Annotated in this window: 8 protein-coding genes; 3 read left to right on the top strand and 5 right to left on the bottom strand. The window is 51.0% G+C overall.

Going from position 1 to position 15,748, the window contains the following annotated elements; all coding sequences use genetic code 11:
- Window positions 1-75: 75 nt before the first annotated feature.
- Window positions 76-504, bottom strand: a complete 429-nt coding sequence (locus J1785_RS26755) for a hypothetical protein (protein WP_238483199.1) — start codon at window positions 502-504, stop codon at window positions 76-78.
- Between J1785_RS26755 and J1785_RS12310 the strand changes: the two genes are divergently transcribed.
- Entirely contained in the window at window positions 476-4,123 is a 3,648-nt protein-coding gene (locus J1785_RS12310) for an autotransporter outer membrane beta-barrel domain-containing protein (protein WP_238483198.1), read from the top strand. The genes J1785_RS26755 and J1785_RS12310 overlap by 29 nt on opposite strands.
- 67 nt (window positions 4,124-4,190) lie before the next feature.
- On the opposite strand, the gene ubiG is transcribed toward J1785_RS12310, so the two are convergent.
- Window positions 4,191-4,913 (bottom strand): bifunctional 2-polyprenyl-6-hydroxyphenol methylase/3-demethylubiquinol 3-O-methyltransferase UbiG, encoded by a 723-nt coding sequence (gene ubiG, locus J1785_RS12305; RefSeq protein WP_217219497.1) that lies wholly within the window; start codon window positions 4,911-4,913, stop codon window positions 4,191-4,193.
- Window positions 4,914-5,161: 248 nt separating this feature from the next.
- Between ubiG and gyrA the strand changes: the two genes are divergently transcribed.
- Both gyrA and rcsC read left to right on the top strand, forming a co-directional pair.
- On the top strand, window positions 5,162-7,813 hold the full coding sequence (gene gyrA, locus J1785_RS12300; protein ID WP_129952357.1) for a DNA topoisomerase (ATP-hydrolyzing) subunit A: 2,652 nt from the start codon (window positions 5,162-5,164) through the stop codon (window positions 7,811-7,813).
- Between the two features lie 176 nt (window positions 7,814-7,989).
- A complete protein-coding gene (gene rcsC, locus J1785_RS12295) occupies window positions 7,990-10,845 on the top strand; it encodes a two-component system sensor histidine kinase RcsC (protein ID WP_217219496.1) in 2,856 nt (951 codons plus the stop codon).
- Between the two features lie 81 nt (window positions 10,846-10,926).
- Here rcsC and rcsB read toward each other — a convergent pair whose 3' ends face one another.
- The 3 genes from rcsB to J1785_RS12280 are packed head-to-tail and all read right to left on the bottom strand — an operon-like array spanning window position 10,927 to window position 15,456.
- Window positions 10,927-11,577 carry a response regulator transcription factor RcsB gene (gene rcsB, locus J1785_RS12290; RefSeq protein ID WP_013574620.1) on the bottom strand — a complete coding sequence of 217 codons (651 nt, stop codon included), beginning with the start codon at window positions 11,575-11,577 and terminating at the stop codon, window positions 10,927-10,929.
- 4 nt (window positions 11,578-11,581) lie between these two features.
- Entirely contained in the window at window positions 11,582-14,275 is a 2,694-nt protein-coding gene (gene rcsD, locus J1785_RS12285) for a phosphotransferase RcsD (RefSeq protein WP_129952359.1), read from the bottom strand.
- A gap of 38 nt (window positions 14,276-14,313) precedes the next feature.
- A complete protein-coding gene (locus J1785_RS12280; RefSeq protein ID WP_370278356.1) occupies window positions 14,314-15,456 on the bottom strand; it encodes an MFS transporter in 1,143 nt (380 codons plus the stop codon).
- Window positions 15,457-15,748: the final 292 nt, after the last annotated feature.

Here is a 15,748-nt window from a genome sequence, read left to right as displayed (position 1 = left end):
ATATAGATCTGAATAACTATTCTAAAAAATCATGTTGCGGCGTCACTATTCACCAAAGCCCTAAAAACTAACGTTTTAACCCCGGTATGACCTGTTACTTAACACAAATTCAGCAAAAGCCGATGAAAAAAGGGCTTGCAACCGCAGAGGATTTGACGTTGCCCGCACAGCGGCAGACTGGCTGACACGCGCCTTGACCTGACCCGTGGCATTTATTTTATCGCAGAATGTGGGAGAAAAATTAGCCATATAATAAATACATATCATGAATAAATGACCATGTTTATATATTCTAAATTTATCATTAAGTGGTCTCTCCACATCGAGCATATTACCTTCGCCCCCTTCTTTTATCGGGTCCGGGAGCGGGGTTTCCATGGCGTTCAATAAAATCACAGCATGTCTATTTTTAGTTTTTAATTTAGTCCCCTTTTCAAAAGGCGTATTTGCCGAATCTCTCCCGGCCTGTTCAGGTATGCAAATCACTGAAAGTTGTGGTGCCACAGCCACGACGCTGGAAAATAAAACCCTCAATAGCTATACCATCGCTGACGGGGCTGTGATGCAGTTTTCCGGGCTCAGTGTGTCCGGTGATTCTGGCGGTGCATTCCATCTGGGGAACGGCAGCACACTGGAGATTATTCCCGAGGACACCTCCGGTTACAGCCTGTTCAGGGGGAATAGCAGCTCAGAAAATGGCGGTGCGATATTTGCTAAAGAAAACTCGACTGTCTCTGTGCAAAATACCCTATTCATTGATAACGTCGCCCCTGAATACGGGGGTGCGATATATATGAATGGCACAAATGACGAAGGCGAGACTGACCTGACGATAACGAACGGGGTATTCTCAGGAAACATTTCCAGCGAAGGAAAAGGCGGGGCGATTTATTCCCTGAATAACGAAGTCCGGCTGACAAATGTTTTATTTGCCGACAACCAGGCGAAAACCCATAAAAGCGCCAGTGCGGGTAATGGTAACGGCGGCGCTATTGATGCCACAGATAATACGACCGATTCCCATGGCGGAATGTTTATCACCAACAGCGAATTTACCGGCAACCAGGCCGGAGGACTGGGTGGGGCAATTTATACCAACAGTGCATCCACACCTTTCCTTGTCGACATCAAAATCGATGAAAACTATGAAGATAATGGCGGGGTGGCTTACTACCACGATAATGTTGCAGACAATTATAGCAACCAACCGGAGGCATCAGGCGGGGGTTTCATGTACCTCGGTCACAGTGAGGCGGAGTTTACTGTCGCCGCAGATAAGTCGCTGATCATCGGTAATGCCGGTAATGATGGCGCGTATGACTCGATAGCGGGATACGGTGCCATTTTCAAAGGTGGTGCGGGTGAACTGGTATTGAACGCCGACAACAGCAGTTTTACCGGTCTTTTCGACATTCTGGAGGGGACGGTGACACTGGGGCGTGACGATACCCTTATCAATGTGGGTGAGACTCATTGCCAGAACGACGCGGATACCTGTCACGGCATCGTCATAGGTAGCGACATTTCTCCGAACCCCTCAGCCCGACTTAATGTGGGCAGTACGCAACAGACATTTAAAAATGCATTTACGGGTCATGAAAACAGCACCCTGAATATTGATGCGGGGGGCAATGTCATGGTTAACAGCGGCTCTATGGCAGGAACCACAACCGGCTCAGGTAAGCTGACCGTGGCAGAAAATGGCAGTTTCGGTATGACCGGCGCACAGTCTATGGGGCTGGATGGCGACATTGTGGTGGAAAAAAATGCCGTTCTCAGCCTGCGTGGCGATGCCGGAGACTTAGCTATTTTACAGGCCGATCCTCAGTCCATTGTGTTAGACGGCGGCGTACTGGATTTATCAGATATGACCACGTTTACCGGTGAGACCGAACAGGCCAACGACGGCCTGGCGATCAGTGGTTCCGGTGGTACGGTGATCGGTAATGACGATCGGGTGTCATTCAGCGCAGGCAGTGATTATCACGTTGATGGTGGCGTCTATGTGGTGGTTAACGCGGGTGCCGGTCGCGTCACGCTGGCGGATAACAATGCATATCTGGGCACCACGCAAATTGCCTCCGGCACGTTGCAGGTCACCGGTAATTCTCAACTCGGTGACGAGGCATACAACCGCCAGGTTATTTTTACCGATCCGACGCAGGCCGGTACGCTGGAGGTTTCTGCAACGGCGGAGGGCAACGGGCAAATTGATACCACATCAGCACAGACGGGTAAGGCGCGGGATATTGAAATGCGGGCCTCAGGGACGGTGCAGGTAGACGACGGCGTGACGACGCAATGGGGAGGCTTAGTAGCCGACAGCACCGGCGGGAGGGCAGACGTTAACAGCACCTTCACGAAAAGCGGTAACGGTACGTTAATCCTGCAGGATCCAGGCAGCAGCCATTCCGCCGTGCGCGTCGAACAAGGTACTTTGCAGGGTGGGGCGGAAAATATCATCACTGATGCCTCTTCACTGTATGTCGGTGAAAACGCCACGTTTGAAACCGGGATGGATCAGTGGGTACAAAGCATTGATGCGACATCTACCGGTGCGGTATTAATTTCCGAGGGTACACGACTGGTACTGGTAAATCAGGACACGTCTGCGACGCTGAATGCCAGCCTGTTTACGGGCACGGGCGGTACGCTGGTGAATGCCACATCAGGCTCGGGGCTGGAAGGTACACTGAACAGCAGTCTTTCCCTTGACGCATTAACCTATCTGAGCGGTGTGACGGTGAAGGGGGATCTCGATAACGGCGCCGGAACCGCCAGCCTGCAGAATGGTACGGCGGGCGATACGCTGACGGTCAAAGGCGATTATACCGGCGGCGGCACCGTGGTACTGGAAACGGAAATGAATGGCGATGCCTCAGCCTCCGATCAGCTCATCCTCAGTGGCAATACTGACGGTGATACCGCACTGACCATTGTGCCGGTCAGCGGCACCGGGCAGGCGACGCAAACCGGTATCAGGGTGGTTGATTTTGCTGCGGATCCACAAAACGTTCAGAACGGCGCAGATTTTCATCTGGCCGGTGAGCAGCAATATATCAATATGGGCGCCTATGACTATTCGCTGGTGAAAGATAATCAGGACTGGTATTTGCGCTCGCAGGTGGCGACGCCAGAACCGCAGCCCGATCCTGATGTCCCCCCGCAGCCCCAGCCAGTACCCGGTGGCGATAATTTTACCCCGGTGCTGAACCCTAAGACGGGGGGATACATGAGTAACCTGCGTATCGCCAATAATGCGTTCAGCATGACGGCACAGGATCACGCCGGTGCAGCCCATGACAACCTCAAACTGCGTGTGGAGTCTGCGCACGACAGTTCCACATTCAGCCATCAGATTGACCGCCACAACGACAGCACCGTTGCACAGATAAGCGGCAATTTTTGGCGGAATAACCTGGGTGACAGCGAATTAATGGCCGGTGTGGTGGGCGGTTACAGCATCAGCCACGGTGACAACACCAGCGTGCTGACCGGTCGTCAATCCGATAATAACACTCAGGGGTATGCTGTCGGGCTGACCGGTTCCTGGTATCAGGATGCGCGCAATCATCAGGGGATGTATCTCGACAGCTGGCTGCAATATGCCTGGTTTGATAACAGCGCCAGCGAAGACGGTACGGGTGACGATAATTATCACGCTTCCGGCGTTTTAGCTTCACTTGAGGGCGGTTACCGTTTCACCCTGATGCAGGGAAAACGGTGGAACTGGACACTGCAGCCCCAGGCACAGGTGATTTATCAGGGCGTGAAGCAGAAAGATTTTACCGCATCGAACCAGTCGAAAGTGGCACAGGCTGGCAATACTCCTGTTCAGACACGGCTGGGGATCCGCAGCGAATGGGACATTCACCCGGCACCCGCGTTACACCTTAAACCCTTTATTGACGCGAATTACCGACACAACAGTGCGCAGACTTCACTGAACGTTGATGGCGTGAACTTCACTGATAGCACAACCAAAGACAGTGCGGAACTGAGCATCGGCATCAACGGTGACCTGGGCGCAAATACCACAGTCTGGGGCAAAATGGGTCAGCAGCAAAGTTCAGAGGATTTTACACAAACCCAGGGGGCGATGGGGATAAGTGTTCGCTGGTAAGGCAGCGGGGCGGGCGGAAAAGCAAAAAGAGGACAGTATTAGCTGTCCTCTTTTTACCGGTAGAATTTTATAACGCCTGGGTGTGGATCATGTAATTCACATCCACATTCGGACCGAGCTTGAAATGGTCGGTCAGCGGATTGTAGTGCAGGCCAATGATGTGGCGCTCGGACAAGGGCGTGCGGTCAATCATCCCCAGTAACTCAGACGGTTTGATAAATTTTTTAATATCATGCGTGCCTTTTGGCACCATTTTCAGCACATACTCAGCGCCGAAAATTGCCATCAGCCAGGCTTTATTATTGCGGTTGATCGTGGAGAAAAATACATGGCCGCCGGGTTTCACCAGACGCGCACAGGCGGCAACAACAGAAGCCGGATCAGGAACGTGCTCCAGCATTTCCATACAGGTCACCACATCGTATTGCTGTGGATGTGCATCGGCATGTGCCTCAACGGTTTCCTGTACGTAATCGACTTTTACGCCGCTTTCCAGCGCATGCAAACGTGCCACCTGTAAGGGTTCGCCCCCCATATCCAGCCCGGTGACTTTCGCCCCTGCCACCGCCATGCTTTCACTCAAAATACCGCCACCGCAACCGACATCAAGAACATTTTTCCCGAACAGGCCACCGGCGCGTTCGAGAATATAGTTCAGACGCAGCGGATTGATGCGATGCAGCGGTTTGAATTCACCTTCCAGATCCCACCAGCGCGAGGCAACAGCCTCGAATTTGGCAATCTCTTCATGGTCGATGTTTTGGGGTGTTGCTGACGGTGTGGTTGTCATGAGCGTGATGAACTCCTTATAACTTGATTAGCGGATTATACATATTCCATCTGCTTTGGCTCAGTTTTGTCGTTCTGGTTAATGTTTATACGAAATGATGCCGATTGTGCAAGGGTTTGAATCGTGTTGAGTAATAGTACGCAAAAGGGGGCGGTTGTTTTCCACGTTTCGCTGGTTTGTGGTATAGTTTTACACCTTTGCCTATACAGGCAGCGGCCATGAATAATCAGTAGAGGGATAGCAGCTCCATGAGCGACCTTGCCAGAGAAATCACACCGATTAACATCGAAGAAGAGCTGAAAAACTCTTATTTGGATTATGCGATGTCCGTTATTGTCGGACGTGCGCTACCAGATGTGCGCGATGGTTTGAAACCGGTGCACCGCCGCGTACTTTTCGCAATGAATGTCCTCGGTAACGACTGGAATAAAGCCTATAAAAAATCGGCCCGTGTGGTCGGTGACGTTATCGGTAAATATCACCCACACGGTGATACTGCGGTATATGACACAATCGTGCGTATGGCACAGCCTTTCTCACTTCGCTATATGCTGGTGGACGGGCAGGGTAACTTCGGGTCAGTGGATGGCGACTCCGCAGCCGCCATGCGTTATACCGAAATCCGCATGTCAAAAATTGCCCACGAATTGCTGGCAGATTTAGAAAAAGAAACTGTCGATTTCGTGCCAAACTATGACGGCACAGAGCAAATTCCTTCTGTTATGCCAACCCGTATCCCTAACCTGCTGGTTAACGGCTCGTCAGGTATCGCTGTCGGTATGGCAACCAATATTCCGCCACATAACCTCACCGAAGTGATCAACGGTTGTCTGGCGTATATTGAGGATGAAAACATCAGCATTGAAGGGCTGATGGAGCACATCCCGGGGCCAGATTTCCCGACGGCGGCCATCATCAACGGTCGCCGTGGTATCGAAGAAGCCTACCGGACCGGCCGTGGCAAAATTTACATCCGTGCCCGTGCTGAAGTAGAGGCCGATGCTAAAACCGGTCGCGAAACCATCATTGTTCACGAGATCCCGTATCAGGTGAACAAAGCCCGTCTGATCGAAAAGATCGCCGAGCTGGTGAAAGAAAAACGCGTCGAAGGTATCAGTGCACTGCGTGATGAGTCTGATAAAGACGGCATGCGCATCGTCATTGAAATCAAACGTGATGCGGTGGGTGAAGTGGTTCTGAACAACCTGTATTCACTGACACAACTGCAGACTTCTTTCGGTATCAACATGGTGGCATTGCACCAGGGTCAGCCGAAGATCCTCGGCCTGAAAGAAATCCTTTCTGCGTTTGTTCGTCACCGCCGTGAAGTCGTCACGCGCCGGACTATTTTCGAACTGCGTAAAGCCCGTGACCGTGCGCATATCCTTGAAGCACTGGCGATCGCTCTGGCTAACATCGATCCTATCATCGAACTGATCCGTGCTGCACCGACACCGGCTGAAGCAAAGGCTGGCCTGGTCGCGCGTTCATGGGATCTGGGCAATGTTTCAGCGATGCTGGCAAGCGCCGGTGACGATGCTGCCCGTCCTGAATGGCTGGAGCCACAATTTGGTATTCACGACGGGAAATATTTCCTGACGGAGCAACAGGCCCAGGCCATTTTGGATCTGCGTTTGCAGAAGCTGACCGGCCTTGAGCACGAAAAACTGCTGGATGAATATAAAGAGCTGCTGGTGCAAATCGGCGAGCTGCTGTTCATCTTGTCCAGCCCTGACCGTCTGATGGAAGTCATTCGTGAAGAACTGGAAGCGATTCGTGATCAATATAATGATCCGCGTCGTACTGAAATTACGGCGAACACTTCTGACATCAACATTGAAGACCTGATCAATCAGGAAGATGTTGTGGTGACGCTGTCGCATCAGGGCTACGTAAAATACCAGCCTCTGACCGATTACGAAGCACAGCGTCGCGGTGGTAAAGGTAAATCGGCAGCGCGCATCAAAGAAGAAGATTTCATTGACCGTCTGCTGGTGGCTAACACCCACGACACTATTCTGATGTTCTCAAGTCGCGGACGTTTGTATTGGATGAAAGTCTATCAGTTGCCGGAAGCCAGCCGCGGTGCACGCGGTCGTCCTATCGTCAACTTGTTGCCGCTTGAACCGAACGAACGCATCACGGCGATCCTGCCTGTACGCGAGTACGAGGAAGGTCGTCATGTGTTCATGGCAACCGCCAGCGGTACAGTGAAGAAAACTGCCCTGACCGATTTCAGCCGACCACGCAGCGCCGGCATCATCGCCATCAATCTTAACGAAGGTGATGAGCTGATCGGTGTGGACCTGACTGACGGCCAGGACGAAGTCATGCTGTTCTCTGCGGCCGGTAAAGTGGTGCGCTTCTCCGAAGCAGCGGTTCGCTCAATGGGCCGTACGGCGACCGGTGTTCGCGGTATCCGTCTGGGCGAAGGTGACAGCGTTGTTTCGCTTATCATCCCGCGGGGTGATGGTTGTATTCTGACTGTGACGCAGAACGGTTTCGGTAAACGTACTGAATCGACTGAATACCCAACTAAATCCCGTGCAACCCAGGGCGTTATCTCCATCAAAGTGAGCGAGCGTAACGGACCGGTTATTGGCGCGATCCAGGTTGATGAAGCGGATCAGATCATGATGATCACCGACGCAGGTACGCTGGTGCGAACCCGTGTTTCTGAAGTGAGTACTGTCGGCCGTAACACCCAGGGTGTGACGCTTATCCGTACCGCCGATGATGAGCATGTGGTTGGTTTACAACGTGTTGCAGAGCCGGTTGAAGACGAAGAACTGGATGGTGTCGCCACCGAAGCGGGCGAACTGGAAGCGGCACAAGCAGCCGATCTGCCAGACGACGCGGAAAGTGAAGACGATCAGCCGGCTGATGACGAAGAAGAATAAGTTTTCGTAGCTGGCAGACAAAAGGGCATAACAATAGTTATGCCCTTTTTTATTGAATTCGTCTTAAAACAAATCTTTCACCTAAACTGCATTATCAGGCGCTTTTTAGAAAGTCTGGCAATAGTGTATCCTGATCCACATTCCGCTCACTGAGCCGCTTTGCTAATGGTTAATCTTTGAAATATCTTGCTTCGTTTCGCACAACGTTAAGAATCTCCCGTTATCTTTTCCGGGTGCTGGCGCTTATGTTGTGGACGCTGGGGGTGCTGCTGACCACCTTTTATGTGCTGAATATTTTCCACAACAAAGAGTCCGAGATCCGCGATGAGGATAACCTCAATTACGATCTGGCGCAGAGTTACATTAAGAACTCCAATGATGTGATGCACAGCATTAAGTTCATGGCTGAGAATCGCCTGAGCGCGTCGATGAACGGGCTGGATATCATCAATGGCATTATCAGCACGAAGAACACGGCGCCCACTTATCTCGCCTTGTTCCCTGAGTCCGATTGTTCCGGGATTAATGACAGCTACCGTAATTCGCTGGCTTCGTTGGGCAACATGATCCATTACTGGAAAGATAACTTTTCCGATGCCTACGATCTCAGTCGTGTGTTCTTCATCAGCGGCGAGAATTTATGTCTGGTTGATTTTGGGATCAGCAATGAACCGTTCGAGCGCGAAAGCCAGGAACAGTTGAAATCCTTACATGAAAAAATCCTGCAATATCGCAATGCGAAGAGCAAAGCTAAAGAAAACAGTCTGTACTGGGTGTCGCAGTCCGGCAGTAAAGATTCCGGAAATCTGTATGTGCTGACCCCGATTTATGTGGGCAATAAACTCGAAGCGCTGATGGGGATTCAGCAAAATCTTCGGGCTGAAGATTTATTGAATCCGAATTCTCAGCACACTGCGGTTACCTTACTCGATGAAGACGATCAGCCTCTGCTAGAGATTTCTGAGGACGAGCATTCCGCTAGCTCCCCGGAGGGTTATCCGCAGGACAGTTCATTCTTCGGGTATGTCAATGGCTACAAAGATTTGGTTTATAAAAAACCGCTGACACCGTCCTCGCTGAGTGTGGTGTATTCAATGCCGTTTAATACAGTGATTGACCGGTTTAAGATCCTGATTTTTAATGCTGTGTTATTGAATATTTTCTCCGGTTTGTTGTTGTTCATCCTGGCCTGGGTGTTTGAGCGCAAGATGTTTTTACCGGCCGAGGAAAACGCATTCCGGCTTGAGGAACATGAACAGTTCAATCACAAAATCGTGGCCTCAGCGCCGGTCGGCATTTCCATTTTGCGTATCAGCGATGGGGTTAACATCCTCAGTAATGAACTGGCGCACAATTACATCAGTATGCTGACTCAGGAAGACCGGCAGCGTATTACCCGAATCATCTGCGATCAACAGACGAATTTTGTCGATGTCATTACCAAGAACAATAACAATATTCAACTGAGTTTCGTACATTCACGCTACCGTAATGAAGATGTGGCGATTTGTGTGCTGATCGACGTCAGTGCGCGCGTGAAAATGGAAGAGTCATTGCAGGAAATGGCCAATGCGGCCGAGCAGGCCAGCCAGTCGAAATCGATGTTCCTGGCGACCGTCAGCCATGAATTACGCACACCGCTTTACGGCATCATCGGCAACCTGGACTTACTGCAAACGCAAGGGTTGCCTCAGGGAGTGGACCGTCTGGTGACGGCGATGAATAACTCGTCGGCGCTGCTGCTGAAAATCATCAGCGATATTCTCGATTTCTCCAAAATTGAATCCGAGCAACTGAAGATCGAGCCGCAGGAATTCTCCTGCCGTGAAGTGATCACTCATATTGCCGGTAACTATCTGCCGCTGGTGGTTAAAAAGCGTCTGGGGCTTTACTGCTTTATCGAACATAACGTGCCGCTGTCGTTCAATGGCGATCCGGTAAGGTTGCAACAGGTCATCTCCAACATTCTTAACAATGCGATTAAATTTACCGATACCGGATGCATCGTTCTGAATGTCAGAACCTGCGGTAACTATCTTGAGTTTCAGGTGCGCGATACCGGCGTCGGTATTCCTGAGCGGGAAATCACGCGCCTGTTTGATCCGTTCTTCCAGGTGGGGACCGGTGTGCAGCGTCATTTCCAGGGCACCGGGCTGGGGCTGGCTATCTGTGAAAAGCTGATTAACCTGATGGATGGCGATATCGAGGTAGAGTCAGAACCGGGACTCGGCAGCTCGTTCACGGTGCGTATTCCGCTTTACAATGCCACGTTCCCGTCGGGTGAACCGCTGGATCACTGGCAGGACAAAACGGTCTGGCTGGATGTGCGCAATGCTTATCTGGAAAGCTACCTGATGCAACTGATGCGCTATCACGGTGCGAATGTTCAGCGCTGCGAGCCGGAGCTGCAAAGCCAGCGGGAAGATGTCTTGATCACCGATACGCCGCTGATCCATAAGGGCGAACTGGCCGCACAAATTGAATTCTCCATCGACCATATCGGGCCGCCCGTCGAAACGCGGCCAGGTTACTGGGTTCACAGCACCTCGACCCCTCTGGAAATCACCGCACTGCTCAACCGGATTTATCGCCTTGATACGACACCGGAAGAAGAGGGCTGTGCAGCGCCGGAAGCCGCTGTGGCGCAGGATTACAGCGATATCACATTGCTGGTCGTGGATGATCATCCGATCAACCGTCGCCTTCTGGCGGACCAGCTGGGCACAATGGGATATGTCGTGATAACGGCGAATGACGGGATTGACGCACTGGATGCCATGCGTGCACACGAAATTGATATTGTGCTCAGCGACGTCAATATGCCGCGTCTTGACGGTTACGGGCTGACGGCAAAACTGCGCGAACTTGGCCACACTTTACCGGTGATCGGCGTTACCGCGAACGCGCTGGCGGAACAGCGTCAGCGTTGTCTTGAGGCGGGAATGGATAACTGTTTATCCAAACCGGTTACGCTGGAGACGCTGCGTGATACGCTCAGTTTTTACAGCGCGCTGGTACGTAAGAAACGCTAATCCTGCGGGCGGAAAGTGGACAATAAAAAGGCACCGCCCGGTGCCTTTTTTACAACTGAAGTAACGTAACCTTCTTAAATATCAGTCTTTATCCACCGGCTGGGAACTGACAGAAGACAGATAGTTCAGCAGGGCGATATCGTTTTCCACGCCCAGTTTCAACATCGCAGATTTCTTCTGGCTGCTGATGGTTTTGATGCTGCGGTTCAGCTTTTTGGCAATCTCAGTGACCAGGAAGCCTTCTGCAAACAAACGCAGAACTTCGCTTTCCTTCGGAGACAGACGTTTGTCGCCGTAACCATTAGCGCTGATTTTTTCCAGCAATTTCGCCACGCTGTCCGGCGTGAATTTTTTGCCTTTCTGCAATGCGGCCAGTGCCTTCGGCAGGTCGGTGGGCGCGCCTTGCTTGAGGACAATCCCTTCGATATCCAGATCCAGCACAGAACTCAGGATCGCCGGGTTATTGTTCATGGTCAGAACAATGATGGATAACTGCGGGTAATGACGCTTGATGTATTTGATCAAGGTGATGCCGTCGCCGAATTTATCGCCCGGCATGGACAGGTCAGTGATCAGCACGTGAGCATCAAGCTTGCTTAAGCTGTTAACCAGTGCAGTTGAGTCTTCGAACTCGCCTACAACATTCACCCATTCAATTTGTTCAAGGGACTTACGAATACCAAACAGGACGATAGGATGGTCATCAGCAATAATTACGTTCATATTATTCATGTGATTAGCTACCTTGCTGGAGCAGTCTGGAGACAAAAGAATCAATGTGATTGATGGTTTCAGTAATCTGTAAAACATCGCCATCTGCGATGTATTGTTCTAACGATTCACACATTTGCTTGCCTGGGGTCAGGTTCAGCATGGCGAACACCCCCTTGAGACGATGTGCTGTTTGGGAAAGTGATGTGAAATCACGGCGCTGGTTTTCATTATACAGTTTCTCAAGATCTTCCGGTACTGTCTCAACGAAAAGCTGATAGTAATCGCTTGATTTTAGCTGCTTTTCATAATGGTCGAGAGAGTTTTCGCCGGGTTCTTCGGGTGAAACACTGTCATCGGATACAGAAAATTGCTGTTCGATTAACAGTAATGTTGCGTCGATCAGCGCACTGCTGATGTTGTAATTGACGCGAATATAATGCTTTTCAAGCTGCTGTAATCCCGACTCATCGTCGGTCAGCAGCAGGGTAAATTGGTCACTGTTTTGCGGGTTATCTGTCAGTAAAACATCATATTCCCGCGCGGCCAGCCGGTCGTCAGCCACGATGCACACCGCACCGTAGGCGTTCATGGTCCGGGTCACAATACCGCGAACTTCATCTGATGTGATATCGAGTAATACCGTCACATCAGTCAGTAATTTTTCGTGTTCTGCTTCGACTTCCTGCGCTTCCTGACGTTGTTTTATACGCACAGTATAGCGTGTGCCGATATTAAGCTTACTGCGGATTTCCAGCTGGCCACCCAGTTTTTTGCACAGTTGGTTACACAGGAAGAATGTCAGCCCGGAGCCATGGTTAAAGCGATCGACTAACGTCTGACTAAGGAAAGGATAATTCAGATTACTCAGTTCTTCTTTGGAAATTCCGCTACCCGTATCGTTTATGTGGAAAATCAACTGATCCGGGCGATCTTCGTCCTGTTCGCTGGTCAGGGTTACCTTGCCCAGTGAGGTCGTAACGATGGCGTAGTCGAGCAACAGAGACAGAATTTTCTTCACCGCCTGCATATCGCCGATAAAGGCCGCTTCAGGGGCTATCTGGAAATGATTCAGTAACCCGAGGCCTTTCTGAGTCAGACGGGGAAGGGCCTCAAGCAACAATTCGTCTACCATGGCTGAAAGCACGTACCTATCACTTGCCGGTTGCCAGTCCTGGGTTTCCAGACGGGTCAGCAGTGTAATGTTATCGACCAGCGTCAGCGCATTGCGCGATTCATTCAGTAGTTTGCCTTCCAGCGTCTGACGTGTTTCCGGCTTCTGTTCTTCCACCAGAGCTACGGCCAGCCCGTTCAGTTCCTGCAAGGGCTGATTCAGCTCAATGCCCAGGTTATGCAGCATCAGTTTGCGTGCCTGCAGGTTCTTCTCAAACTCACGTTTGGCCTGTTGCAGCGTGCGGTTCACCATCACTTCTTTATCCTGATCGTGGAGCATAAACAGGTAAGTTTCCGGCGATATCTGACTGCGGATCATTCGGATTTCATAGACTTCGTTATTGACGGTCGCCTGTATCGTGCCGTGATGCTGTTCGGCCATATTGGCAATTTTGTTCAGGCTCAGGTGTGGCAATAACTGGTCGGCAATTTTATTGCTGAGGATCACGCTGTGATTGCTGAAGTTATACACCAGCAAACCCAGCGGCAGACCCGAAATGATTTCCTGATTCAGTGCCTGCTGCATTTGCAATTGTGCCGCCATATTCTCGCTCGGGCGGATGTACTGGTGGCGAATGAAATAGATGCTGATCATCGCCAGCCCGATCAGGAACACGTTGATCAGGATCAGCCAGAAGTTATTGTGTGCAAGATCAACCACCAGGCCAAACAGCGGCACATGGTAGGTCAGTGACAGCGGTGAATTGCTCAGCGGCACATCAAACACCAGCGACCATCCCTGCATCATAATGCTGCTGGCTGCCGTATTATCGTCGGTCGGATCACCTTCATTAACCGCCGTGGTGTTGCCATTAAGCTGGAAATTATCCCTCGCCATGCCGGAAGGGATCAGATCACTCATCGGTAAATCGAAGGCAATCACGGTCGCCAGATGACCCGGATTATTAAAGGTGGTGCGCAGGGAGAAAGAATAGTCGTTGCTCTGGCGCGATTTGCGCAGGGGAGAATAACTTTCACGCTCATCGAGGGTGTTTGCCTGCTGTAACATTTCGGCACGGCGTGACTGCAGCGTGCTGGTGAAATAGTTTTCTTTCAGGCGGGAATCCTGCTGCTCAAGCGGCACTGTGGTGATCAGCAACATACTGTTGTCCTGACCGTTCAGGTAATAGAGCGAATAAGGATGAGTTGTTGAACCCCACTGGTCATCCAGGAAGGATGAAATTTTCAGGGTTAAATCCAGGGTGGAGCTGTCATGAGTACCGAAAATCAGCGCATCGGTTTTCTTGTGAGATTTGGAAACAAAATACATGTCCTGGCGCAGGCGGATTTCCTGTGCATTGACGGCCTCCGCAGACATCGGCTGACCCGTGAAATTGTCGTAAATCTGGTAGGTCATGTAGCGGTACTTATCGATGCGCTTTTGCAGTAAATCTGCGGTGTTTTGTACCGTGAGCAGTTTGTCTTTCAGATAAGCATTGGTGTAGTTATACCCGTAAAGGCCAAGCCCCAGCGCCAGCAGTAAAATGAACAACCAAAAGAATCGCGTGATATTGGTTGATGTCAGCGATAAATATTTACCAGCCATGATGATGAGTTTTTCCCTTCATTCTTGTTATGACGCTTTTAGCGGACGACGGTTTTTGCACAAACAGTGACACACAACATCGTTGCCGCAACGCACCCTAATGCTACAGATAAGCTGCTGACTTGCGCGATAAAACCAATCAGCGCCGGACCCGCTAAAATACCGGCATAGCCCAGCGTTGTCACGGAGGCGATAGCCATTCCTGCTGGCATGGAGGTCTGATTGCCTGCCGCGCTGAACATGATCGGTACCAGATTTGACGCGCCAAATCCAATCATGACAAAACCCAGGCCCGCGACCCACAGATTATCGACGGTGGTCAGTAAAATCAGACCGAGGCTTGAAAACAGGCTGCCATACATCAGCACTTTATAACGACCCAATATGCTGATGATGCGATCACCGGTCAGACGTCCGGCCGTCATCGCGACGGAGAAAACGGCGTAACCGAGACCGGCCTGATGCGCTGACACACCGCGTTCGGTGGTAAGGAACAACGCGCCCCAGTCCAGCATCGACCCTTCGGTCATGAACATCACAAAACATAAAATCCCCAGCAGCACAACCCAGCCGCGGGGCAGAACAAATATCGGTCCGTCACCCTCATGACGCGTTTCGCGCCACAGATGCGGGCAGGTAAATATCACCAGAATTGCCAGTAAAACCACGACCAGCATTACTGACTGAAACGGCGACAGTCCGAGGAATAACAGGCCGGTTACAGCAAGCGCCCCAAAAATACTGCCCATACTGAAAAAACCGTGAAAGCCCGACATCATCGCACGGCCACTGGCTTTCTCAACCACAACGGCATGAACGTTCATCGCGACATCAATCATGCCGATGGCGGCCCCGAAGACCAGAAGAATTAACGCCATTCCGGCAGTGCTGTTCATGAGTGTCAGCAATGGGAGGGACAACAACAACAGTGAACTGGCGATCAGAATGACCGTTTTACACCCCAGTTTACTGGTCAGAAAACCGGTCAGCGGCATCGAAAATGTTGAACCTGCCCCGAGGCATAACAGCAGCAACCCCAGTGTTCCGTCACTGATTTCCAGCCGCAATTTGACGAAAGGCACCAGCGGTGCCCAGGCAGCCATTGCAAATCCTGACAACAGAAAAATAAGCCGCGTAGCATGTTGTTGTGCCACGCCAGGTTGCGAAACGGGCTCAGCCATCATTTCCTGCGGGGGCGGTGTGGTTATCGGGTCGTGAGACATATCGTGAAAATCCCTTTGCATTTAAAAAATTAAACCACTCACCGCCCGCAAACGTACTGGCCGGATACTTTAGCAGAAAGCATAAGTGCTGTGATTGCGCATAGTCTTAATTGTGTGCTTGCCGGATACCCTGACGCCAGGAAATCTCAAAGACCATCACACAATCAGTAAGTCAATTTGATGAATTTCTTTGCCGTCACCTGATTGATTTTATTATTAATAATCCCTTTTATCTTGTATGGGTAATAAG

The sequence above is a fragment of the Rahnella perminowiae genome, assembly GCF_019049755.1.
Lineage (GTDB): Bacteria > Pseudomonadota > Gammaproteobacteria > Enterobacterales > Enterobacteriaceae > Rahnella > Rahnella perminowiae.
This window is presented reverse-complemented; position numbering and strand designations above follow the sequence as displayed.

Excerpts from the sequence above, each read along its gene's own strand:
- J1785_RS12310 (WP_238483198.1), top strand. The coding sequence starts at position 476 with ATGCAAATCACTGAAAGTTGTGGTGCCACAGCCACGACGCTGGAAAAT.
- rcsB (WP_013574620.1), bottom strand. The coding sequence starts at position 11,577 with ATGAATAATATGAACGTAATTATTGCTGATGACCATCCTATCGTCCTG.
- gyrA (WP_129952357.1), top strand. The coding sequence starts at position 5,162 with ATGAGCGACCTTGCCAGAGAAATCACACCGATTAACATCGAAGAAGAG.
- rcsD (WP_129952359.1), bottom strand. The coding sequence starts at position 14,275 with ATGGCTGGTAAATATTTATCGCTGACATCAACCAATATCACGCGATTC.
- ubiG (WP_217219497.1), bottom strand. The coding sequence starts at position 4,913 with ATGACAACCACACCGTCAGCAACACCCCAAAACATCGACCATGAAGAG.
- J1785_RS12280 (WP_370278356.1), bottom strand. The coding sequence starts at position 15,456 with ATGGCTGAGCCCGTTTCGCAACCTGGCGTGGCACAACAACATGCTACG.